The organism is Mycobacterium sp. IDR2000157661 (genome assembly GCF_022317005.1).
Classification (GTDB): domain Bacteria; phylum Actinomycetota; class Actinomycetes; order Mycobacteriales; family Mycobacteriaceae; genus Mycobacterium.
Genome location: NZ_CP081006.1, coordinates 2,260,822 through 2,282,687, shown reverse-complemented (window position 1 = coordinate 2,282,687; position 21,866 = coordinate 2,260,822). Strand labels below are relative to the sequence as shown.

The following is a 21,866-nucleotide window of genomic DNA, read 5'->3' as shown; positions in this document are numbered from 1 at the left end:
CCGGTGAGAGGATCGACGCACCGTGTCCAGCTTCGACGAACCTCCGCCGCCGACCGCGCTGACCGACGACGACCACCCCGGGTGGGCGTCGCGGCCTCGCCTGCGGGCACCGCTGGTCGACGCGGCCCGCGCGCGGGAGGTGGCCGAGGCGATCGACGGGCACTCCGGTGCGGTGCGCGAGGCGCTGGAACGCACGGGCGACGACCACGCCCTCGACGCCCTGGACGCCCTGCTCGACCTCTCGGTGCTGGAACGCCAACTGCTCGAGGAGACCGCCCGCCGCCGGACCCTGGCCCTGCTCAACGTGCAGGAGGCACTGAGCAAACTCAGAGCCATCGAGGATGTCGCCGACATCGTCGACCGGGCGCCGCGCGAACTGGTGGAGTCCTGCGGGTTCGACCGGGCAGTGCTCTTTCGTGTGCACGAGGGTCGAATGATGATGGAAGCGGCCTACTTCGGCGACGATACGGAGGGGGCGGCGAAGATGGTGGCCTATGCGCAGTCCGTCGCACCGCCTCTGGATCACATGCTCCTGGAGACGGAGATGGTCCGCCGCCATCGTCCCGCGATCGTGCACGACGCGGTGCGCGATCCTCGCGTCAACCGCCCGATCGTCGAGTTCTCGCTGACGCGGTCATACGTGGCGGCTCCGGTGATGCCGACGGGCAAGGTGATCGGATTCCTACATGCCGACCGGCTGTACAGCGGGTGCACCGTCGACGAGATCGACAGGGACACGGTGTGGGCGTTCGCCGAAGGGTTCGGCTACGCCTACGAGCGGACCGTGCTGCTCGAACGGATGCGCCGCCAGCACGCCGAAGTCCGGAAGGCGCTGGCGACCGCCGACGCCGCCGCTCGCGCGCTCGAGGACGCCGATCTCGACCTGCGCAAAGTCGAACCGGCGCAACGCAGTACCGCAGCACGTTCGCTGGTCGACGTCAATTTCGCGGTGTCCGAAGTGTTGACTCGGCGGGAGGTGGAGGTGCTCCGCTTGATGGCCGCCGGTCGCACGAATCAGCAGATCGCCCAACAACTCGTCATCTCCACCGGCACGGTCAAGTCACACGTCAAGCGCATTCTTCGCAAACTGCACGCCACCAATCGCGCTGAAGCGGCGTCGAGTTTCATCAGGATGACCGGCACGAACGACTGAGGTCGCGGCCTGCGCGCGGGTGAGCCGGCTGCGCCGACGCCACGTGACGAGCCAGTCGACAAGGGTCACGGCGACCGGGATGTACAGGGGGGTGAGCGCGGCAAACACGAGAAGGAAGGTGACGGCGACGTCTGACATGAGTCTGAAAGTCCTTTGGAGGGAAGCGTATACGGACACCACAATGCAATCACCGGCTGCACTCCGGCGGCAGGCCCTGAAAGCGGGGTATCGATCACCCGGACGGGGGATCTTTTCGCCGCAGCGCTTCCCCCGAGCTCATCCCCACCGCTTCAACCGTGGATCTGGCCCGGACTTCCCCCGTTCGCTCGTCATGGTCCTGTGCACAGTTCTGGTGAGTTGTTCTCGCGCTGTCCATAGACTGAGCTGATGAACCTCGGCAAAGCCTTCTCCGGCCTCGCGACCGCCCCCGTCAAGATGTCGTTGGCGGTCGCCGACGCCGGGCTCTCGGTCGCCACCACCGCCGTGGGTCTCGCCCAGCGCGCCGTCGGCGAGGCGACCACGGTGCCTCGCACCGGGTCGGCGTCGATGGTGCACATGCTGGGCCTCGACGACGCCGTCGAGCGGGCGAATCGCCTGGCTCGACTGATGGACGACGACGCCCCGCTGGGCCGGGCACTGGCGCCGAACGGCCCGCTGGACCGGCTGCTGCGCGAGGGCGGGCTGGTGGATCAGCTGACGACCGAGGACGGGCTGTTGGACCGGCTGACGGCCGAGAACGGTGCCGTCTCGCGAGCCGTGGCCCCGGGCGGGCTGGTGGATCAGGTCATGGCTGAGGGCGGGCTCGTGGACCGGATGACGACCGAGGACGGTGCGCTTTCGCGTGTGATCGCGCCGGGTGGACTGGCCGACCAGTTGCTGGCCAACGACGGCCTCATCGAGCGAGTGCTGCGCGAGGACGGGGTCGCCGACCGGCTGTTGGCCGAGGGTGGCCTGCTCGACACGCTCACCGACCCGAACGGTCCGCTGCTCAAGCTGGCCGATGTCGCCGAAACTCTCAACCGGTTGGCACCGGGTCTGGAGGCGCTGGCGCCGACGATCGACGCGCTGCACGAGGCGGTCGTGACACTTAGCCAGGTGGTCAACCCGCTGAGCAACATCGCAGACCGGATTCCGCTGCCCGGGCGGCGCCCACGGGCGCGCTCGTCGTCGCGGACGATCACCTCACAGCGCATCGTCGAGGAGTGACGTCAGGCGTCGCTTTCGACGCTCGCCACCGCGGTGCTGATGCTGTCGGGGCTCGGGGGCTCGCCGCCGGACTCCCAGCGCTGCAGCAACAGCACGACACCACCGCGCAGGATGCGCACGTAGTCGTCGACATCGCCGGTCTTGTTGTACGACTGAAGGCGTTCTGAGATGCCGGGCACCGTCGGATTGAGCGCGGTCGCGATGCTCAGCGCGAGATTACCTTCGGTGCCGGCGCCCTGGTCCAGGATGGTGAGAACGCGCTCGACCTGCGTTCGCTCCAGCCCCGGGTACACCTGGGGGAAGTCACTGAGGACATCGTCTTTGACACTCACCTGCGGACACCCTTTCGTCGGGCAGCGGATGCCCAAACGCCCGACCCGATAAACTCGTGCCCCGCAGGCCCGCGGCATAGCGCTGTCGCCGGTCGCAGTTGGGACAGATCAGGCGCAAGTTCTCACGACGGTTGTTGTCGGCGTCGCCATCGATGTGGTCCATGACCATCGCCAAGGTCACGCCATTCCACTCGCTCTTGATGCCGCAGACAGCGCAGCAGCCACCCTGCTGTTCGAACAGGTGATCGCGAACGTAATTGCCTTGGTAGGAAGTGCGACCACAGACTCCAGTTTCGAGCCAGGCCCTCAGCAGCTTCCGCCGCCGGTGTAGTTGTTGGCAGGCGTTGGAACAAAACACTTTTCGTCGACGACCATCGGGTTCGAGGCCACATCCGAGGCAGGACACCGACACAATACGACGTTAGCCGCGAGGACCGACAGAATCGGAGCCGCGTGAGAGACTCGAACTCTCGACATTCGCCTTACAAGGGCGACGCTCTACCAGCTGAGCTAACGCGGCCTGGCTCGATGAACCGGCATCATTCTACGACGGGTGACCAGCCCGGCTTGCCAGCCGGGTCAGGCCACCGGGGTCGAGCCGCCAGTACGCTGCGGCGAATCAACAATCCAATCCTTCGGCCTCTTTAACCGCCCCGATCAGCCTGCGAGCATGAACGACAGGAAGAACCCGCCCGCGGTGGCGAAGGCGTTGAGCGGCCGACCGTGCTCGAAGGCCTCGGGCATCAGGGTGTCGGCCAGCGAAGCCAGTACGGCACCGCCGGCGAACGAGAGTGCCAGCGCGAGCGCACGCTCGTCCAGCCCGCCGACGGCTGCGCGCCCCACCACAACCGCGGCGGCCAGCAGGGCTCCACACATCAGCCAGGTGAGCACGACGGCGCGCGGGCTGGTGCCGGAATGGCGCATCGCGACGGCTCCCACCAGCGATTCGGGCAGATTGGAGAAGAAGATCGCCGCGAGCAGTGACATGGACACGCCTCCGACCAGCGACACCCCCAGCGCAAGGTTCTCCGGCACGCCGTCCAGCGTCACCGCGGCCAACAGTGCGAAGCCGACCCCGCCGCGCGCACCGGAGGACACGACCTCACGCGCCTGCGGGCCCGACTTGCCGCTGATGTACCTGTCCAGGGTGGTGTCGATGGCGACGAACGTCGCCGCTCCCGCGAGCAGGCCGAGGCCCGACCGCAGCGCGCCGCCCATCTTGAACGCCTCTTCGAACAGCTCGAAGGCCAGCGCCGAGATCAGCGCTCCACTGGCGAAGGCGAGCAGCACCCCCGTCACCCGCTTGGGTGGGGTCCACCGCGCACCGACGAGCGACCCTATGACGAGCGCACTGGAGGCGGCCAAACCAAACCAGACAGCGGTCAGCACGGCGGGAACTATAGCCGTGCCACGTTGGATCGAAACGCCGCCGAGGGGCGGCTAACGCCCGTTCTCGTCAGGGACGTCGTGGCGGTCCTGATGCCCTCCCGGCGCCTCGGGGTCGTCGTTTCGGTGATCCAACCGGTCCTGGATCAGGCGCTGCTCCTCGGTGGCCTCGGTCGCATCCTTGGGTCGGACCGACGGGTCGTTGGACGATGACATGCAGGGAGGGTCGCCGGATCGGGGGCATCCGAAACCCCGACCCTGTGACGCACCCGACATTGTTCGCACCCTAACTGTTAGCACACTATGGAGAAGTGACCACCTCACTACCGCCCGACATCGACCCCCTCGCGCTGGAGCAGCAGGTGTGTTTCGCGCTGGCGGTCACCAACCGGGCGGTACTTGCCGTCTATCGCCCCCTGCTCGAGCCGCTGGGCCTGACGCATCCGCAGTACCTGGTGATGCTCGCGCTATGGGACCACCAGCGATCTGACAGGTCGCACCGACCGATGACGGTGAAGGACATCGCCGGTGCACTGCAGATGGACTCGGCAACGCTGTCGCCGATGCTCAAGCGGTTGGAGTCGCTGGGCTTGATCACGCGGTGCCGCAATGCCATCGACGAACGCGCCACCGACGTCGAGCTGACGCGAGCGGGCACCCAACTGCGACGGCGTGCGCTGAAGATCCCGCCCGCCGTGGTCGAGCGCCTTGGCGTCGGTCTCGACGAGCTCGACGTGCTTCGCGATGTGCTCACCCGCGTGAACACCGCGGCATTGGCCGCGGGCGCACTCGACAACTGACCACCCAAGGAGAAACAGTGTCCGCCGCCCGCCCCAGCCTGATCCAGTACATCGCCTACAGCTACGGCCGTATCCTTCCCGCGTCCATGCGCGAATGGGTCGCCAACGACCTGGCGGGACCCGGTGCCGTTCGTCGGCACATGATCCGCATGGCCATACCGCCGCTGCTCGTCCTCGGCCCCTTCTGGCTGTTGCCCGCCTCGTTCTACGTGCGTCTCGAGATGACGGCGCCGATCTACATCTGGGCGTTGCTGATGGCATTGGCCCTCAACAAGGTCTGGCGCCGCCATCGGTTGGCGCAGCACAACCTGGACCCCACCCTCGTCGATGTCATCAGGCGGCAGAAGGACGCCCAGATGCACGAGGACTACATCCGCCGCTTCGGTCCTCGTCCCGAAGACGCACGGAGACAGCAGAACAGCAGCCCCTTCTGACCGCGCCTCAGGTCAATGCAGCATGCCGAGGTCGTCGAAGACCGGCCATGCCAAGTACAAGACCAGGAGAATCAAGCTCACGAGGACCGCAATGAGTAGGGCGACGTTCGGGCCTGGGCGAGGCTCGACACGAAAGCTGAGACAGATCCTGCAGCGGCAGTTGACCGCATGCTCCATCCGGTCGTTCGCCCTTGCCACCGCGTCTTTTCTCAAAGAGTCCGACTCCGACACAGAGGCCACCCTCCTCGAAGGACCAACGCCCAATATTCCGAACCCGCACGTGACGGTGTCAGCCGATTCTTACCATAACGCACTATTGGACGTGCCCATCGGCAGGCCGATCCGTGAAGGGATTGAGACCCGGCATGTGTCGCCGATGATGATCAGCTAACGCCCCTGTCACTCCTGCGGTGCGTCGGCGAATAGCCTTTCCCAATTGTCCAGGCCGGCAAGCGTCGGGAGAGCCGAGATATAGCGCTGCTGTACCGCCGTGGCCTCGGTGCGGAAGCGACGAAGCGCTTTGACGGCGCGCCAGGACAGTTCGCGAAGCTTCCGCGCGTCCCGTCGCCGAATTCGGACACCACCCTGAGAAGAGTCGGTCACGATGGCATAGTCGAATCGGGATACGTGCCACCATTGATTGTCGACCGCGGGAATCGCCACCGGCCCAGGGGTCGTCAGCCCGAACCACTGTTGGAACAGCCGCACCACCAGCATCGTCTTGAGCCGATACAGATTTACTTGGCGGGGCATCGGCCTGATCGGGGGCGCCGTACCGGTAAGTTGAGAAACGTCGGCGGCGGGGTACGCCTTGGTCTCGGAAAAAGCAGACCACTCCTCTCTGATCTTCAGCGAGACCTGAGCGCCCCCATCGTCAAGCGTCGAAGGGCCGGCCAGGAAGTCCTCGATGCCGCGAACCATCAGGTACGCGCGGCCGTACTTCATTGAAGCCAGGCATTCGGCGATCTCCCGAGTCAGCCACCTGGTGGTTGCGCGAGAATTGAACGGACGGTGGAGTGCGTGTGTTATCAGCGCGTTCCGCACACCGAAGTAGCCGGCGAAGTTATCGCGATCCTTCCAATGGAATTCGGCATGCCATACGCCGGCATTGGGCAGTGTGACGGTGAAGTAATTGGCGGCGGCCGCTCGTAGACCGTATTCGATGTCATCCCAGGTAAGGAACAGGGGTAACGGCAATCCGATGGTCTTCACGACCTCAGCCGGTATCAAGCACGACCACCACGCGTTGTACTGCGCGTCGACTCTCTTGTGCTGGCGTCGCTTCACCATGTCGACGTCGAACAGGCCATTCGGCACATGCACGGCGCCGCTGAGTCGCGGTAGGTCCGTGCTCTCTGCGCTGCGGTACAGACGTCGCGGGTTCCTCAAGAACAGCATCTGCGATCCGACGATCATGGGGTCGCGAGTTAGGTTCGCAAAGGCGTTGAGCCGCAACAAGCTTTCCGGCTCGCACATGATGTCATCGTCCATCAAGATCACATTGATGCTGTCGTTGCTCTTCAGCGCTTCATACAGACCGCGTGAGAATCCGCCTGCGCCACCGAGGTTCGGCTGACGTAGATAGATCAGCTTCTCGCCCAGAGTCGTCGCAACGGACTGGAACGGTGACTCGGTGCCCGTCGACCCCCGACCCTGGTCCGTCACGTATATCGCTTCAATCATCTCGCACAGACTGCGGTCCGAGGCGATCGTCGAAAGTGTCGCTTCGCACTCATCCGCTCGGTTGAAGGTGCAGATGGCGATCGCCGCTGAACGAATGGCAGGTGGAGCAGCGACCGTCCAAGCCATGTCGCTGATGGTGAGCCGCCCACCGACGGCATGGAACTCCATCCACAACGCACCACCATCGACGAATGAGTCGAGTTGGACCGACATGGTCGTGGTGCCGGTTCCTGTGACCTCACTGCTCGCGATTATCCGATTGGCACCACCGGAGTCCGAGCCACGAAGCAGCAGCAGCGCGGGGCCTTCGGCGTCGAACGTCAATCTCATTTCCACCGAGGTAGCAGTGGTCCAGCGTTGAAAGTAACTCGCCGGAAACCGGCCAAAGTACGTATCGGTGTTGGCTGCTGCGCCGTGTCCGAGATGGAGCATGTGCCGTTCCGTGCGACACCGGCCGCGCATGCCACGCGTGTACAACTCACTCGGCACTCGAAAGTTCGGGCCCTCGAAGAGGCCGCGAGACACAATGAGCCGGTCGGCCGATTGCGTCACGTCGCGCTCACGTTCGAAGTCGGATCACCGCTCATCTACACCACCATCGGTGAACACTGTCTCCCAGTGATCCCGCCCACTCAGCCGATCAACCGCTCTGCGGTAGTCGGCCTGCGCTGAGGACGCCTGCGCACGGAAGCGTCGAAGTGCGCGAAGCGCTCGACCAGACAACCGGACCAGAGATCTCCTGTCGTATCTGCGGATTCGTACGCCCGCCTGCGAGGCATCGGTGACGACCGCATGATTGAACCGCGACACATGCCACCATGTCGCATCACTGGCGGGGATGGTGACCGGTCCGGAGATGAGCCGCCCGCTGAAGTGAGAGATCAACCGCTTGACCATCAGGAACGTGAGTCGCGTCTTCCGGTGGTCAGTCGGCTTCGTGCTCGGATTCGCCGATGCGGTCAGTTCCTGTATCTGCACCGCTCGATGCAGGACCGTTTCTGGGTATCGGGCGCGTTCGGCGCCGATGCGAGCCATCACCCCGACACCCCCGTCCTCCAATATCGGGGGACCATCCAGAAAATCCTCAACTGCACGGATAACCGTGTGCGCCGCCCCGTACTGCATCGACACCAAAAACTTCGCAATCTCCCGCCGGAGGGTCTTATATGTGGCGGTGGTGTCGACGCGGTCGTGCAGCGATGCGGTGATCAAAGCGTTCCGGATGTCGAAATAGCGAACCCAGTCATCGCCGTCTTTCCTGTGGAAATCAGCGTGCCACACACCGGCATTCGGCAGCGTTACGATCGGGAAGCCCGCCTTGAGCGCCCGTAGGCAGTACTCGACGTCGTCCCACTTGATGAAGAAAGGCAGCGGCAGGCCCGCCGCTGCCATCAGTTCAGCGGGGATGAGACACGTCCACCAACCCGTATAAGTGCCATCGACCCGCCGATTTTGGCGGTGCTCGACCACGTCAGCCCGGTTCAACCCATGTACCCCCCAGCGCCCCGGGCGCAAGGTGGCTAAGTCAGCCATCTCGGCCCCGGCAAGGAGGTACCGCGGATTGTTCGTGAACAGCATCTGGGCTCCGACGACGCACGGTTTAGGCGTCAGATTCGCGAAGGCGTTGAGACGAAGAACAGTTTCCGGTTCACAGATGATGTCGTCGTCCATCAGGATGACGTTGGCGTGATCGGCGATGCGCGAGACCTCAAAGAGGCCACGGGTGAAGCCGCCGCTCCCACCGAGGTTGCGTTGCCGCAGGTAAATGCATTTAGCCCCGAGCACGCCGGCGATCTCCTCGAAAGCCGGTACGTCAGCGACCGGGTCATCTCCCTGATCGATGATGTACACCGCATCGACGCCGGCGAGGACATCGGCATCGGAGGCCACGGTGCCCAACGTCGCGATCACCTCTTGAGGCCGGTTGAACGTGCAGATGACCAGGGCGGCCGATCGAATCCTCGGTGGCGCGAACGTTGTCCACGCCATGTCCTGCACGGTCAGCGAACCATTGGGAGCTTCACATGTCATCCAGAGCGAGCCGCCGTCAAGGAAGGCATCCAGAGGCGCAGCCATCACCACCGTTCCGGAGCCCTCGACGCGGACACTGTCCAAGGTGCGGTCATTCCCCTGAAAATCGGAGGCGCACAGGGAGATTCGTCCTTGGCCGACTGCCTGGTGGGACAGTTTCAGCCGGACCTCGGTGACCTCGGTCCATCGCTGGAAGTAGCTGGCTGGCAGCAAGCCGAAGTATGTGTTCGTGCTGAGCGCAGCGCCCTTCTCGAGGACTACGGAGTGACGTTCACGTTGCACTCGACCGCTGGTGACCTTGCTGTACAGATCATCGCTCACCCGCGGACCCGGGGCAGCGAAGAGTCCGCGCGCGACCACCAGCTCATCGGGCGCCGGGTGGTCGCTCAGCGCCTCTTGTAGCGACCACCCGCTGACCTGGCCTACTTCGATCGCCTCCTCGCACACGTCGCTCGTGCGGTTGCCCCTGAAGCGGTGCCGCATCTGCTGATGATCTGCAGTGCAGGGTAGCAGCGAAGGCCCACCTTGCTACTTCCTGCGCACAGTGCGTTGGCTGTCCTCAGATGCAAGGATGCGTCATGCGTTGACCGGGCCCAGTTTCGAATGTTTGGGCCTCGGCTGAGCGGCTCTGATGGGACGACCGCGCATCATCCGCCACACCGGTCCCGCGACCGTCAGTGCCGGCACAAGGACCAGATGACCCAGGAACAGTTGTGTCAGCGGTGCGGTGCCGAAGACGTGCTCGTCGACGCCCTGATCGGCGTGCGCCCAGTCATGGTTGCTTCCGGGCAGGCCGAGCGCCTCGGCCGCCGCCGCGGCGAAGCGGGCGTGTCCCGTCGGCGAACCGTGCATGCGATCAGGACTCCAGGTGTCCGGCAGCCGCATCGACGGCGCGGTGTCCAGTTCGACCAAGGCAAATCCGTAGCGTCGCGCTGCCGCACGGATATGCGCATTCAGTCGCGCGACTCGCCGACTCTGTATCCGCGCAGTCGGGAACCGATCCCTGATGTCCGGGAAGGTGGTCGTGAGAACGAGCGCCGGAGTACCGGCGAGGCGTTCGTACATGTAGTCCACCGCAAGCAGGGCCTGATCAAACGATCGTCCCGGCCAGAGCACATCATTCATGCCCGCACATGCACAGATCAGATCCGGCTCCATGGACAGAGCATGATCTAGCTGTCCGGCAAGCACATCGTGGATCATCGCCCCGCGCACCGCAAGGTTGGCGTAAAGCAACCCGGGTTGCTGTCGATTGATCGTTTGGGCCAGCCGGTCCGCGTATCCGACGATTCCGACCGAATCGTCGCCGTCCCATAGACCTTCGGTCTGGCTGTCGCCGATGGCAACGAATCGAGAGATTTGGGGAGCAGACATCGTGACCCATCATGCAACATCCGGTTCGACGCGCCTATCACCGCCGAGGCGGACACCCATCGAGAAATCGATCACGTCCGGACGGCTCCCAACGAACTAGGTAAAGCCACTAAGCGAATGAGCTGAGCAGCCAGAATGGCTTCGGCGGATCGTTATGGCAAATAAGTGATAGACACTTCAGCTATCTCATCGGCCAACCGGCAATCGTTCCGGCTGCCTAGCTTATGCTCGATACGCCCAGTGAGAGCGGCAAATTGTCACGACGGGCGTTTGAGCTACCCCTCAGGTGGCAAAGGTAAGGAAGTGGCGGTCGCTAACTCTTTATCTCGCGGACTCGGGGTCCGATTCATATCTGGCGAGTCAGGCGGTCGGCATGACGTTCATTGGGTCAAGCCGCCAGCGGTGAGCGCCGGCGGGGTGAACATTTTCCGCTTCGGAGAGGAACTACTGTGAATTACTCCCTGTATATCGGCCGAGTGGGCGCCCTGGCCGTGGCACTCGGCATCGGATTGGCGTTCGGTAACGGAGTCGCCTGGGCAGATGACAGCAGTGGAAAGCCGTCATCGGCCGGCGGCTCGTCGTCCGAGTCAGGCCAGGGTGGCGGCGCCTCGAGGGGAGGAAATTCCGCAGGACCGTCCGCCAACAACGGCAACTCTGGTCCTAGCGACTCGCAGGGCGCTTCGACGAATGCCGGCAAGCCCACCGGTGCTGACGATCAGAACAGTCGAAAGCGGGCTGCTACCGGCGGTAGCCCCAACACGCCACGCCACGATCGGTCACCACAACGAACCGAACGGGACAACACATCAACGACCGACACGGACCGAGACACCGAGAAGTCCCCGACTGCGCAGAGCTCCGCACCAGCGCCCGCCGCTTCCCCTCTTGGCACACCGCAGCGGGCCGCGAGCGAAATCCCGAACAGTTCGAGCGACACAAGTCATGAATTGCAGCAAGCGGCACCATCTTCGACTTCTCGGCCGGTTTCCGATGCGAACGCTGTGAAGCGGCCGGAGCCCGACCACGCTACTGCGAGCGCCGTACCCGAGACCGCGGTGACACCTGTTCAAGCGCCGAGCACGACCGTCGACCTGGTGAACGCCGAGTCGCTGGAAGCGCCGCAGTCGGTCGCCCCGCCCGAGATGGCGGAAGCTCAGCCGAACGTTCCCCTCACCATGGCGCCGGGCCAGTGGAACGTGTACAACAACAACCCGAACGCAACCCATCCCATCCCCTCGTCACCGGCGTCCACAGCAGCGCTGTTGTCCGTGCAATGGATGCGGCGCGAAGCTGAGCGGACGGCTCAGCAACAGGCTCCGACGCCCTTGGCGCAAACCTCCAGTCTCACCGACGTTTCGGCCGTACTGGCTGAACCCACCGCGGTGGTAGTGGATGACACCGCGGCGCTGCAGGCAGCGTTCAACGCACTGAGTCCGGGTGACACCCTGACGTTGGAGCAGCGCACGTACTACTACAGCGACAATCTCTACATCCGGCAGTCGGACGTGGTCATCAACGGCAACGGTGCAACGCTGTACTCCACCAACTCCGACGCGGCTGCGGTGGTCATCCAGGCCGACAATGTCACGTTGGAGAACGTCAACCTCAGTGCACCAACGGGGCAGACTCGAGTCGACGGCACCAACCAGACTCGTCTGGTGTTCGGCGGCGACGGGAACGTGATCAGGGATGTCACGATCACAGGTGGGGCCTCCGCCGGCGTGTACATCACCGGGGCAAGCAATTTCCTCCTGGAACGAGTCACCGTGCAGGACACCGCGGCCGACGGGGTGCAGATCACCAACGGCTCCTACAACGGGGTGCTCAACGACGTGACGACATTGCGGACCGGCGACGACGCCATCGCCATCGTGTCGTACCAATACCCAGCGCTGGGAACGGTGCACGACATCGTCGTCAACAACCCGGTTGTCGACGGTGCAGGGCAGCGCGGCCTGGTGGTGACCGGTGGCGAGCGAATCACCTTCAACAACATCGACGTCTCGAACACCGCCCTTTCTGGAGTATGGATCGGTTCTCAGCCCGCCCCGTTCTATACACAGGGCGTCAACGACGTCACCGTCAACGGCGGCACACTCACCAACACCAACAGCGGCGGACTTCCACTCGGTGCAGTTGCCGTCGTAGCGCAGAATCCCACAACAACGGTGTCCAACGTGACGATCGAGAATCTCAACATCGTCAACACGCCGGCCTCGTCGTACACGAACGTTGGCCTCTACACCGATGGCGGCACGCTGAGGGATATCGAATTCCGTAACATCGCTATCTGGCAACCGATTCCGACGTACCCGTTGCCGTTCTACACGAACGCACCGTCGGGTACCTACAGCGCAACCGGGTTCACGGTCAATGGTGTGCCGGTCCCAGTCGGGTCCGCCTCCGCTGTGTAGCCAGGCGGCAACCCACGCGGAGCAGCGTCGCGGGTTCCGATCCGACCACCTTCGCTCTGCTAGACAGTGGCGCTCTCCTGGTCTGGGGCATCGGCTCCGCGTCGCTTGGTGGCGCCGACGACGAGGTCCACGACGACGAACACGGCCAGGCTCAGGCCGAGCAGCGGCAGCGCCCAGCCGATCGCCACCGCGGCGACGAGCACCAGCGTGATGGCCGCGGGATGCAGACTGCCGATGCTGCCCCGCACGGGCGGCCGTCCCACTGCCCACGCCGATCCCCGCGTCGGCCGCCGTTGCCACCACATGACGTAGCCCCGCACCACGACGGTGATCAGACCGATTGCGATGAGCGCCAAGAGAATTTGGTTCGGGAGGCCGAACAGCACACCCATGTGCGCGTCGATGGCCCAATCGGTGAGCTTGGCCAGCGACGGCCACTCGGCGAAGTCCACCCGGTGGGTGATCGCGCCGGTGTCGGGGTCCACGGAGATCGCGTCGCGCCGGGTGGGCCAGTCGCGCTTGTTCTCGGCGACCTCCCAAGCCCGGCCGGGCTCAGCGGGCGGGGTCATCCACATCGGACCGCGCAGACCCGCGTCGACGGCGGTGCGCAGCGCCGTGTCCACGCCTGTGAGTGAAACGTCAGCACCACCGTTTCCGGTGCTGCCGCCGTGGACATGGCCGCGGACCGGTTGATCGACGGCGCCTTGGGCCAGCGTCGTGTTCACCGAAGGCGCCGCGGTGTTCAGCCGCTCCTGCAGCATGTTCACGGTGTCCCCGCCGTACCGCGACCAGGTGATGCCGGTGACCGACAGACCGAGCAGCGCAACGACGGTCCATACGCCCACCGCACCGTGCCAGGACAGGGTGCGCCGGCGGCCCCTCTTGGCCCGGTCCGGCAGCGCGATGCGCCGCAGCTTTCTCCTGTCGCGACGATGCAGGTACCACAAGGGCAGTCCCGCCAGCGCGACGACCCACAACCAACTGGCCGCCAGCTCACTGTAATGGCGACCCGCCGCTCCGAGATGCAGGTTGCGGTGCAGTTCGTCGAACCATGCGCGCAGCGGCATCCACTGCCCGTAGGTGGTCAGTGCGCCACGGACTTCGCCGGTGTAAGGGTCGACGAACACGGTCCGCGCGTAGTCGGGCGGGACGTCGTCGACCGCGAGTCGGACCTGGGTCGTCTGGTCGGCTTCATCCGGCGGACGAATCGCCGCCACCGTCCCCTCGGGATGGTCACTTCGGACCGCGACGAGTTGTTCGCTCAACGGCAGCCGCTGCTTGCCGACCCGGTCCACGGTGAGCTCGTGCCGGTAGACCGCGTTGTCGATCTGTGGAATCAGCGCATACAGCAGGCCGGTGACGGCGGCGATCAGGATGAAGGGGCCGATGAACACGCCCGCGTAGAAGTGCAGGCGCAACAGCAGCGGGCGCAGTCCGCCCGGCCGTTGCGGTGGCGACGAATCGTATTTCGTTGTCATGACACGGAGAGCTTTCGGAGCCGGCGGCTCGCGAGGTTGACCTCGGCGGGCCGGAAGTTGATGTGAAGGTACGCATGTCGCTGCCGAACGCAGCAGTCCACGGTCCTGGCAGACCGCCGACAATGAGCTATGAGACGGCTAGCGCGCCGTCGCGATCCGCCCCGGCGGGGCGCGCATGCCGAGCCCGGAATTCAGCAGAACCGGTTCGGCCACTACGGTTCTGAGAACGAAACGGGTGCTGCGCGACTGCGGTCGAATGACGAGCGCGGCGAACACCCGCAGCCAGTGCAGCACCGATGAGCAGACGACGTACAGGTATTCGGCCGCCGAGATCGCGACACCGAGCGCGAGGGCGGCCGCCACGTGGGCGACCATCATCGAACCCGTGAGCCCGAACGGATCGGCGTGGTGGTGGCCACCCGCGATCACGAATGTCAGGTGGCCCAGCACCTGCGCCAGGCTCAGCGCCCCGACCACACCGAACATCCGCGCGTACCGGCCGTCGAGCCGGATGCGCGCGAGCACCGCGCCGAAGGTGGCGCAGACCAGCAGAGCCAGGGTGAGCGCGGCGCCCCCGGGGAGATCGGCTCCGGCGGACGTGTGAGCACCGGCGGTGACGACGGCCGAACAAGCGCCGACCAGCCCGCCGCGCAGCCACTGTGCGCGGGATCTCGGCGTGCTCACCGGGCGAACCTTACCGCCGTGGCTGCTGGAGACCGAGTATCACCCGTTCGGTCTGCGCTGCGCCGGGTTTCTCACTGACGAACCTCGTCCGGCCGACACGTGGACAGGTCGATGTAGCGGTCGATGCTGCGCCTTGACCGACCTCCGCGCGCTGATCAGATCAGGGTGCGGACGCCATGGGCATCGCCGGGACAGCAGCGGGTGCCGGATCCAGGCGAGCGACCGCGTACGCCGCTCCTTCGTCGGTCATCCCGTTGAAGCCGTACGACACGTGCGCGATATTGGGTACCGGAGGAGCGCCGTTGCAGACGGAGTCGCCCTCCGCGCAAAGTTGCAGCGTCTTGCCCGCATAAGCCGGTCCGATGACGACCGGCGGAGCGCCGTTGTCGGCAAGCAATTGAGCCGACGGAGTTCCGAACAGCACGACCGCGGCGACATGGTCAGCCACGTCGATCGGCAGTGGATTGGGGACGAAGCCACGGAGTTCACCGGGAACTGCCGGTGGTATCTCGGCGGAGGTGACATAACCCGCGAGAGCCGCACCTTGGGAGAATCCGCCGAGCACGATGTCGGTGTCGGGGCAGGCCGCGGCGGTGGCCTCCAGCTTCGTTCCGGCATCGCGGATGCCGTCGACCACCGTCCGGGCGAACTCGATGCGGTCACCGAAGTTGTCAGCGGCCGGGTAGTTGACCGGGTACACGTCGACCGAACGCGGCGCGGCCTGTGCACGGAGCGCGTCGACGAACAGCTGTCCGACTCCGCCCACACCGATTGCTTCCCCGGTGCCACGCGCGAACACCACCTGAACGTCGGGGCAGGCGGGTGGGGGCGGCTGGGCCGCGGCATGAGGAACGGGCGCGGCCATCAACGCGGCGGCGGACAGCGTCGCTGCGCCGACCGATCGAGCGATTCGAGACGAGCTCATCTGCGGACTCCTACGGTTCTGCGGGTGCGGCGACCGCCGCCGCACCGCTCCAATACCCGCCGAAGTGCCGCGCGAATCGCGCGAGTTCCACTCAATCGCGCGGTTCGCTGATCTTGACCAGCATCTTTCCGATGTTGGCCCCCGTGAAGAGGCCGTTCATCGCCTCGACACACGACTCGATGCCGTCGTAGATGGTTTCCCGATGAACGAGCCTGCCTTCGGCGGCCCACTGCCGCAGCGGACCGAACGCCTCGTCGAACCGGCCCCACTCGTTGAGCGCGTTGAAGCCCTGCATCCGCGCCGTCTTCGCGAGCAGGTTGACGTAGTTGGCGGGACCGGGATGTTCACCGGTGAGGTAACTCGAGATGACTCCGCACAGCACCACCCTGGCGTTGTGTGCCAGACGGCCCAGCACCGTGTCGAGGATCACGCCGCCCACGTTGTCGAAGTAGACGTCGACGCCCCTGGGGCAGTGGTGCTTGAGCGCCCTGGGCAGATCGTCCTCGCGGTAGTCGATGCACGCGTCAAACCCGAAGTCCTCCACGACGGCTCGGCACTTCTGCGGGCCGCCCGCAATGCCGACGACCCGGGCGCCGGCGATCTTGGCGATCTGTCCGGCCACCGATCCGGTGGCGCCTGCGGCCGCCGACACCACCACCGTCTCGCCGGCCTTCGGCTTGCCGATGTCCATCATCCCGAAATACGCCGTCGCGCCCGTCGGCCCGTACACCGACATCACCGCGAGCTGATCCACGTCCGGCCCGGGAACCGGTGTGGTGAAGATGTCGTCGCGACTGATCACGTACTCCTGAAACCCGGTGAGTGTGGTGACCACATCTCCGACGTCGTAGGCGTCGCACCGCGACGCCACCACCTCGCCGATGCCGGCCGCCCTGATGACCTCGCCGATCCCGACGGGCGGCAGGTAGCCCGGCTGGTCGTTGAGCCAGGTACGCGCGGCCGCATCGATGCCCACATACGTGGTGCGCACCAACGCCTCCCCCTCGGCCGGCTCCGGTGCGGGGGCGGTGACGAGTTCGGTGTCCCCGGGCGCCACCAGCCCGGTAGGTCGGCGGCGCAACACGATCTGGCGGTTCATCAACTCGGCCACGTTGCGCAACCTACCCGTTGACGTCGACGTAAGAGTCGTGAAGAACGGGTATCCGCTCGCCCATGACGGTCATCGGTTTCCACTGCTCGCACGAGCAGATCAACCCCGCCCAGTTGCTCCGCGACGTGCGACATGCCGAGGAGGCCGGTTTCACCGCCGCCATGTCGTCGGATCACTTCAGCCCCTGGAGTGTGCGCCAGGGGGAATCCGGCTTCGCCTGGTCCTTCCTGGGCGCCGCGCTCGCGACGACCGAATTGCCGTTCGGCGTCGTGAACGCGCCGGGGCAGCGCTACCACCCGGCCATCATCGCCCAGGCGATCGCGACGCTGGCACAGATGTTCCCGGGCCGGATCTGGGCGGCGCTCGGGTCGGGCGAAGCCTCCAACGAACGCATCACCGGCGCCGAATGGCCGCGCAAGGACGTGCGCGACCAGCGGCTCATCGAGTGCGTCGACGTCATCCGCCGACTGCTACGCGGCGAAGAGGTCAACCACCAGGGCCTGGTTCAGGTCAACCGGGCCCGGCTGTGGACGCTTCCCGAAACGGTTCCCGACCTCGTCGGGCCGGCCGTCACGCCGGAGACCGCGGGGCGGCATGCAGCGTGGGCGGACGGCCTGGTCACCGTGAACCAGTCCCGAGACGCGCTGCAGAAGGTCCTCGACGCGTACCGGGATGCCGGCGGACGCGGGCCCGCACGTCTGCAGGTGCATCTGAGCTGGGCACCGACCGACGGTGAGGCCCTGGCGATCGCCCACCATCAGTGGCGCACCAACGTGTTCGACCCGCCGGTCTGCTGGGACATCGAGACCGTCGAGGCGTTCGACGTGGTCGGTGAAAAGGTCTCCCCCGAACATGTCCGGCAGGCGGTGCGCGTCTCGAGCGATCCCGGCAGGCAGGCCGAGTGGCTGCAGCAGGATCTCGAGCAGGGGTGGGACGAGGTGTACCTGCATTTCGTCGGGCAGCAGCAGTCGGCGTTCATCGACATGTTCGGCGAACGGGTGCTGCCGCAACTGAATCCGCGCAAGGTTACGGCATGAGGAAGATCGAGACCGGCGACCTGTGGTGGAAGAACGCCGTCTTCTACTGCGCCGACATCGAGACCTTCTACGACTGGAACGGTGACGGTTGCGGGGACATCCGCGGCATGACCGAGCGCATCGAGTACCTGTTCGACCTCGGCGTGACGTGTCTGTGGCTCATGCCGTTCTACCCGACCGCCCGCGTCGACGACGGTTATGACATCACCGATTTCTTCGGCGTGGATCCACGCCTGGGCACTCTGGGCGACTTCGTCGAACTCGTGCGTACCGCCAGGTCGACGGGTCTGCGGGTGATCGTCGACTTCGTCATGAACCACACCTCCGACCGCCATCCCTGGTTCAAGTCGGCGCGCCGCAGCACCGACGATCCGTACCGCGACTACTACGTGTGGAGCGCGACGAAGCCCAAGTCCAGCCCGGCCGACGTGGTCTTCCCCGACCAGGAGGACAGCCTCTGGGAGCGCGACCCCAAGACCGGCGAGTGGTATCTGCACCACTTCCTCAAACACCAGCCCGACCTCAACATCGCCAACCCGGTTGTCCAAGAGGAGATCTCACGGGTGCTCGGCTTCTGGCTCGAACTGGGGGTGTCCGGCTTCCGGATCGACGCCGTGCCGTTCCTGTTCGCCCGCGACGGCGCGCCCGGCGATCCCGGTGCCTTCGACCCCTACGAATACCTCGGCGATGTGCGCAATTTCGTCACCCGCCGGGTCGGCGACGCGGTGCTGCTCGGCGAGGTCAACGTGCCCTACGAGGACCAGAAGACCTTCTTCGGTGGGCCCGACGGCGACGGGCTCAACATGCAGTTCGACTTCATCGGAATGCAGCACCTCTACCTGGCGCTGGCCCGCGGTGAAGCCGCTCCGCTCGCCGATGCGCTCGAGCAACGACCGACGCTCGACATCACCAGCCAATGGGCCAACTTCGTGCGTAACCACGACGAGTTGACGCTCGACAAGCTGAGCGACGAGGAGCGGCAGGAGATCTTCGACGCCTTCGGGCCGGACCCCGACATGCAGCTTTACGGGCGCGGCCTGCGCAGGCGACTGCCCGCCATGCTCGGCGGCGACGAGCGGCGCATGCGGATGGTCTACTCGCTGATGTTCTCGCTACCGGGCACCCCGGTGCTCTTCTACGGCGAGGAGATCGGGATGGCCGAGAACCTCGATGTCGCAGGACGATTCGCCGTCCGCACGCCGATGCAGTGGACGAGCGGGCCCAACGGCGGCTTCTCCGGGGCGACGAAGCGTCAGCTACCCCGGCCACTCCCGGACGGCATGTACGGCCCCGACCGGGTGAACGCCGCCCAGCAGCGCCAGGACCACCAGTCGTTCTGGTGGTTCATCCGCGACCTCGTCTACACCTACCGCTCACAACCCGAGATCGGCTGGGCGAGCCCGCACATCCTGACCCAACCCAATCCCGCTGTGCTCGCCCACGTCTGCCGGGAGCAACCGGGCTGGGCGATGGTGGCACTGCACAACTTCGGGGCAGAAGGTTGCCTCGTGCCGATTCAGCTCGACGAAGCGCCGGGATGCCGGCTGGTCGACCTGCTCGATGGACTGTCCGAGCACGAGCTCGACGACAAGGGCCGGGTCGAGATCGGCCTGGAGCCCTACGGTTACAAGTGGTTACGGCTGCTGCGCCCCGACGACCCGCCGATCATCTGAGTCGACCAATTCGCGAACGAACCGTCGGCTCGCCAACAGGTAGCAGGCGACCGCGCCGATCTGGAACAGCGGGACGATCAGCAGCGCCCGTGCCAGCGACATCGCACCCATGTCGTCTGTGAGCGCATCGCTCAGGACACCGGTCAGGAACGGACCGGCCGATCCCACGATCGCGCTGAAGAACAGGAAGATCGCCGAAGCGGTGGCGCGCTGTTCGGCACGGGCAAGTCGCTGGATCGCCGCTATCGACGGCGCCATGTACGCGGTGCCCACCACGTAGCTCAACGAGATGAACCAGACGCTCAACGTCCGGCTGTCGACGACGAAGGCCAGCGCCGAGAACGGGAGCATGGCCGTCGTCATCGCCGCCACCAGCCAGAGCAGCCACCGCGGATCGCGGGCCGACAGCCGGTCGGCGATGCGGCCGACGACCAGCAGACCGAGGATGCCCGTCAGTCCGCTGGCCAGCCCGTACTGGACACCGACTTCGCCGAGTTCCATGCCGCGGGTGCGGATCAGGTAGGCGGGGGCGAACGTCGTCAGCGAGTAACCCGCCACCGAGACGCAGGCCGCGCCCACGACGATGATCACGAAGCTCGGCTTGCGCAACAGATCCCACACTTTGGCGCCGTGCACAGCGGCGGTCGCGGCGGGCACCGACTGCCCTGTGGGCATCGACTGCCTGCGACCCAGCACCACGAGCACCACAGGGGCGAACAGGATGCTGATGGCGCCCATGACAACGAAAGTCGTTCGCCACCCCAGCGATTCGGCGAGCAGCCCGCCGCCGATGAGGCTGGCGGCGCTGGCCAGTGGGATCGACAGGGTGATGACGGCCAGCGGAGCGGCGCGACGCTCGGGCACGAAGTTGCGGGCCACGTAAGCGTGCGCCGCCGGTGTGCTGCCTGCCTCGCCCACGGCGACGCCGACGCGGGTCAGCGCAAGCTGAAAGCCCGACTGCACGGCGCCACCGAGCATCGTCATCGCGCCCCACAGCGTCAGGCACGTCGAGACCACCAGGCCGAACGCGCCGCGGTCGGAGATTCGCGCGATGAACAAACCCAACACCGCGTACACGGCCAGAAACCCGAAGCCGTTGATCACGCCGATCGCCGTGTCGGACAGGACAAGATCATTCTTGATCGGCTCGGCCAGGACGGCCGGCAGGAACCGGTCGGCGTAATTGAGGGTGCCGACGATCGCGAGCAGGGCGACGGCCGTCCAGGCCCGTCGTGAGGTGTGGGTGCCGTCGGTCAGCGGATCCAGTGCGGTAGCCATGTCGAGTGGACAGCTTCGCAAAGATGTATAGATCCGGGATTGATTTCGTCACGAGTGGGTAAATATCCGTCATGCTCGAAGCACATGAGGCCCCTGCGGTCGCGGTCTGCGGCGGTTGCGGCTATCCCACGCTCGGGCCGAGCCTGTGCGCCTACTGCTCAGCCCTGTGCGACCCCACCGCGGCCTGACGCCGGTCTAATTGACCGGCGCGTCGAGAATCGGGTGGTCGGCGTAGGCGTCCGGTGCGTCGAAGTGCCACCATTCCCCCTGGTAAACCCGAAGGCCGCCCCTGGCCAGCGCGTCCCGCAGCCGGGCCCGGTTAGCCTGCACGGTGGCGCTGACGCCGTCGGTGGCATAGGCGTTGGCGCGGGGAACGAACTCGTCGAACCGGGTGCCCATGTCCACCAGGGCACCACCGCGGGCCAATGTCACGTCCACGGAGAGGCCCGCCTCGTGGCTGCGTGCATAGGCGGTCGGGTGCGACACCCAGCCCGGCTCGGGCACCGCGTCATACATCCGCACCTGTACGTCGCGGGGGCGGTAGCAGTCCCAGAAGACCAGCACCTCGCCGCCCGTGCGCAGCGCCTCTGCGGCAGCGGCCAGCCCTGGGCCGATGGACTGGTGAACCAGGCAGCGGGCGTCGGCCGGGTACATCTGCTCGCCGACGAAGTTGTTCGCAGTGGCGTAGCGCAGGTCCACGATCGCGTCGGGCACGACGGTGCGCACATCGATCAGACCAGCCGCGGCGGCGGCCCCAGACACCGGCGGCACCGGCGGCACCGGTCGGTCCGGCGATGCCGAGGCCGACCAGGCGGACCAGGCCACCGCCGCGCCGACCAGCAGGGTGGCCATTACGTTGCGCATCTG

At 65.8% G+C, this 21,866-nt stretch carries 20 protein-coding genes and 1 tRNA gene; 7 read left to right on the top strand and 14 right to left on the bottom strand.

The features are described 5' to 3' along the window. The first annotated feature begins 22 nt into the window (after positions 1–22). Together K3G64_RS12165 and K3G64_RS12160 are read left to right on the top strand one after the other, a co-directional pair. Positions 23–1,153 carry a LuxR C-terminal-related transcriptional regulator gene (locus K3G64_RS12165; protein WP_238950105.1) on the top strand — a complete coding sequence of 377 codons (1,131 nt, stop codon included), beginning with the start codon at positions 23–25 and terminating at the stop codon, positions 1,151–1,153. 387 nt (positions 1,154–1,540) lie between these two features. Continuing rightward, positions 1,541–2,359, top strand: coding sequence for a hypothetical protein (locus K3G64_RS12160; RefSeq protein WP_238950104.1), 819 nt, complete (start codon positions 1,541–1,543; stop codon positions 2,357–2,359). Between the two features lie 2 nt (positions 2,360–2,361). Here K3G64_RS12160 and K3G64_RS12155 read toward each other — a convergent pair whose 3' ends face one another. The 5 genes from K3G64_RS12155 to K3G64_RS12135 form a co-directional block, all read right to left on the bottom strand. Then, the gene (locus K3G64_RS12155; RefSeq protein WP_238950102.1) at positions 2,362–2,691 is read right to left on the bottom strand and encodes a hypothetical protein; all 330 of its coding nucleotides are present in this window, start codon (positions 2,689–2,691) and stop codon (positions 2,362–2,364) included. After that, positions 2,663–3,103: an HNH endonuclease signature motif containing protein gene (locus tag K3G64_RS25680; protein WP_370647145.1), complete on the bottom strand. Its 441-nt coding sequence runs from the start codon at positions 3,101–3,103 to the stop codon at positions 2,663–2,665. Before K3G64_RS25680 ends, K3G64_RS12155 begins: the two co-directional genes overlap by 29 nt. A gap of 35 nt (positions 3,104–3,138) precedes the next feature. After that, positions 3,139–3,211: transfer RNA gene (locus tag K3G64_RS12145), tRNA-Thr, on the bottom strand. 137 nt (positions 3,212–3,348) lie between these two features. Then, positions 3,349–4,080: a ZIP family metal transporter gene (locus K3G64_RS12140; protein WP_238950101.1), complete on the bottom strand. Its 732-nt coding sequence runs from the start codon at positions 4,078–4,080 to the stop codon at positions 3,349–3,351. A gap of 51 nt (positions 4,081–4,131) precedes the next feature. After that, positions 4,132–4,293, bottom strand: coding sequence for a hypothetical protein (locus K3G64_RS12135; RefSeq protein ID WP_238950100.1), 162 nt, complete (start codon positions 4,291–4,293; stop codon positions 4,132–4,134). Positions 4,294–4,388: 95 nt separating this feature from the next. On the opposite strand from K3G64_RS12135, the gene K3G64_RS12130 reads away from it, so the two are divergent. Together K3G64_RS12130 and K3G64_RS12125 are read left to right on the top strand one after the other, a co-directional pair. Beyond that, positions 4,389–4,877: a MarR family winged helix-turn-helix transcriptional regulator gene (locus K3G64_RS12130; RefSeq protein WP_238950099.1), complete on the top strand. Its 489-nt coding sequence runs from the start codon at positions 4,389–4,391 to the stop codon at positions 4,875–4,877. A 17-nt stretch (positions 4,878–4,894) separates the two neighbouring features. Beyond that, positions 4,895–5,311 carry a DUF5313 domain-containing protein gene (locus tag K3G64_RS12125; protein ID WP_238950098.1) on the top strand — a complete coding sequence of 139 codons (417 nt, stop codon included), beginning with the start codon at positions 4,895–4,897 and terminating at the stop codon, positions 5,309–5,311. Positions 5,312–5,710: 399 nt separating this feature from the next. On the opposite strand, the gene K3G64_RS12120 is transcribed toward K3G64_RS12125, so the two are convergent. From K3G64_RS12120 to K3G64_RS12110, 3 genes are all read right to left on the bottom strand, one after another. Further along, a complete protein-coding gene (locus K3G64_RS12120; RefSeq protein WP_238950097.1) occupies positions 5,711–7,426 on the bottom strand; it encodes a glycosyltransferase in 1,716 nt (571 codons plus the stop codon). Between the two features lie 144 nt (positions 7,427–7,570). Continuing rightward, the gene (locus K3G64_RS12115; protein WP_238950096.1) at positions 7,571–9,508 is read right to left on the bottom strand and encodes a glycosyltransferase; all 1,938 of its coding nucleotides are present in this window, start codon (positions 9,506–9,508) and stop codon (positions 7,571–7,573) included. Between the two features lie 93 nt (positions 9,509–9,601). Next, entirely contained in the window at positions 9,602–10,399 is a 798-nt protein-coding gene (locus tag K3G64_RS12110) for an SGNH/GDSL hydrolase family protein (protein WP_238950095.1), read from the bottom strand. A 476-nt stretch (positions 10,400–10,875) separates the two neighbouring features. On the opposite strand from K3G64_RS12110, the gene K3G64_RS12105 reads away from it, so the two are divergent. Further along, complete coding sequence (locus tag K3G64_RS12105) at positions 10,876–12,813, top strand: right-handed parallel beta-helix repeat-containing protein (protein WP_238950094.1); 1,938 nt, start codon at positions 10,876–10,878, stop codon at positions 12,811–12,813. A gap of 59 nt (positions 12,814–12,872) precedes the next feature. On the opposite strand, the gene K3G64_RS12100 is transcribed toward K3G64_RS12105, so the two are convergent. The 4 genes from K3G64_RS12100 to K3G64_RS12085 form a co-directional block, all read right to left on the bottom strand. Continuing rightward, positions 12,873–14,291, bottom strand: coding sequence for a PepSY-associated TM helix domain-containing protein (locus K3G64_RS12100; RefSeq protein WP_238950093.1), 1,419 nt, complete (start codon positions 14,289–14,291; stop codon positions 12,873–12,875). A gap of 138 nt (positions 14,292–14,429) precedes the next feature. Next, positions 14,430–14,975 (bottom strand): hypothetical protein, encoded by a 546-nt coding sequence (locus K3G64_RS12095; RefSeq protein WP_238950092.1) that lies wholly within the window; start codon positions 14,973–14,975, stop codon positions 14,430–14,432. Between the two features lie 160 nt (positions 14,976–15,135). Beyond that, a complete protein-coding gene (locus K3G64_RS12090) occupies positions 15,136–15,900 on the bottom strand; it encodes a cutinase family protein (protein WP_238950090.1) in 765 nt (254 codons plus the stop codon). 91 nt (positions 15,901–15,991) lie between these two features. Beyond that, positions 15,992–16,999: an NADP-dependent oxidoreductase gene (locus K3G64_RS12085; protein ID WP_370647189.1), complete on the bottom strand. Its 1,008-nt coding sequence runs from the start codon at positions 16,997–16,999 to the stop codon at positions 15,992–15,994. A 74-nt stretch (positions 17,000–17,073) separates the two neighbouring features. Here K3G64_RS12085 and K3G64_RS12080 point away from each other — a divergent pair, with 74 nt between their 5' ends. Beyond that, positions 17,074–18,048, top strand: coding sequence for a TIGR03885 family FMN-dependent LLM class oxidoreductase (locus K3G64_RS12080; RefSeq protein WP_238950087.1), 975 nt, complete (start codon positions 17,074–17,076; stop codon positions 18,046–18,048). Continuing rightward, positions 18,045–19,721 (top strand): alpha-amylase family protein, encoded by a 1,677-nt coding sequence (locus K3G64_RS12075; RefSeq protein ID WP_238950085.1) that lies wholly within the window; start codon positions 18,045–18,047, stop codon positions 19,719–19,721. The genes K3G64_RS12080 and K3G64_RS12075 overlap by 4 nt, the downstream gene beginning before the upstream one ends. Here K3G64_RS12075 and K3G64_RS12070 read toward each other — a convergent pair. Both K3G64_RS12070 and K3G64_RS12065 read right to left on the bottom strand, forming a co-directional pair. Beyond that, complete coding sequence (locus K3G64_RS12070) at positions 19,683–20,999, bottom strand: spinster family MFS transporter (RefSeq protein WP_238950084.1); 1,317 nt, start codon at positions 20,997–20,999, stop codon at positions 19,683–19,685. The two genes, K3G64_RS12075 and K3G64_RS12070, sit on opposite strands and share 39 nt — an antisense overlap. Before the next feature lie 195 nt (positions 21,000–21,194). Next, complete coding sequence (locus K3G64_RS12065; protein ID WP_370647144.1) at positions 21,195–21,863, bottom strand: M15 family metallopeptidase; 669 nt, start codon at positions 21,861–21,863, stop codon at positions 21,195–21,197. Between the last annotated feature and the right edge of the window lie 3 nt (positions 21,864–21,866).

What these genes read in the sequence shown, in the direction of transcription:
- K3G64_RS12090 (WP_238950090.1), bottom strand. Translation starts at nt 15,900, where the DNA reads ATGAGCTCGTCTCGAATCGCTCGATCGGTCGGCGCAGCGACGCTGTCC.
- K3G64_RS12075 (WP_238950085.1), top strand. Translation starts at nt 18,045, where the DNA reads ATGAGGAAGATCGAGACCGGCGACCTGTGGTGGAAGAACGCCGTCTTC.
- K3G64_RS12085 (WP_370647189.1), bottom strand. Translation starts at nt 16,999, where the DNA reads ATGAACCGCCAGATCGTGTTGCGCCGCCGACCTACCGGGCTGGTGGCG.
- K3G64_RS12160 (WP_238950104.1), top strand. Translation starts at nt 1,541, where the DNA reads ATGAACCTCGGCAAAGCCTTCTCCGGCCTCGCGACCGCCCCCGTCAAG.
- K3G64_RS12070 (WP_238950084.1), bottom strand. Translation starts at nt 20,999, where the DNA reads ATGGCTACCGCACTGGATCCGCTGACCGACGGCACCCACACCTCACGA.
- K3G64_RS12065 (WP_370647144.1), bottom strand. Translation starts at nt 21,863, where the DNA reads ATGCGCAACGTAATGGCCACCCTGCTGGTCGGCGCGGCGGTGGCCTGG.
- K3G64_RS12100 (WP_238950093.1), bottom strand. Translation starts at nt 14,291, where the DNA reads ATGACAACGAAATACGATTCGTCGCCACCGCAACGGCCGGGCGGACTG.
- K3G64_RS12110 (WP_238950095.1), bottom strand. Translation starts at nt 10,399, where the DNA reads ATGTCTGCTCCCCAAATCTCTCGATTCGTTGCCATCGGCGACAGCCAG.
- K3G64_RS12080 (WP_238950087.1), top strand. Translation starts at nt 17,074, where the DNA reads ATGACGGTCATCGGTTTCCACTGCTCGCACGAGCAGATCAACCCCGCC.
- K3G64_RS12135 (WP_238950100.1), bottom strand. Translation starts at nt 4,293, where the DNA reads ATGTCATCGTCCAACGACCCGTCGGTCCGACCCAAGGATGCGACCGAG.
- K3G64_RS12120 (WP_238950097.1), bottom strand. Translation starts at nt 7,426, where the DNA reads ATGCTCCATCTCGGACACGGCGCAGCAGCCAACACCGATACGTACTTT.
- K3G64_RS12115 (WP_238950096.1), bottom strand. Translation starts at nt 9,508, where the DNA reads ATGCGGCACCGCTTCAGGGGCAACCGCACGAGCGACGTGTGCGAGGAG.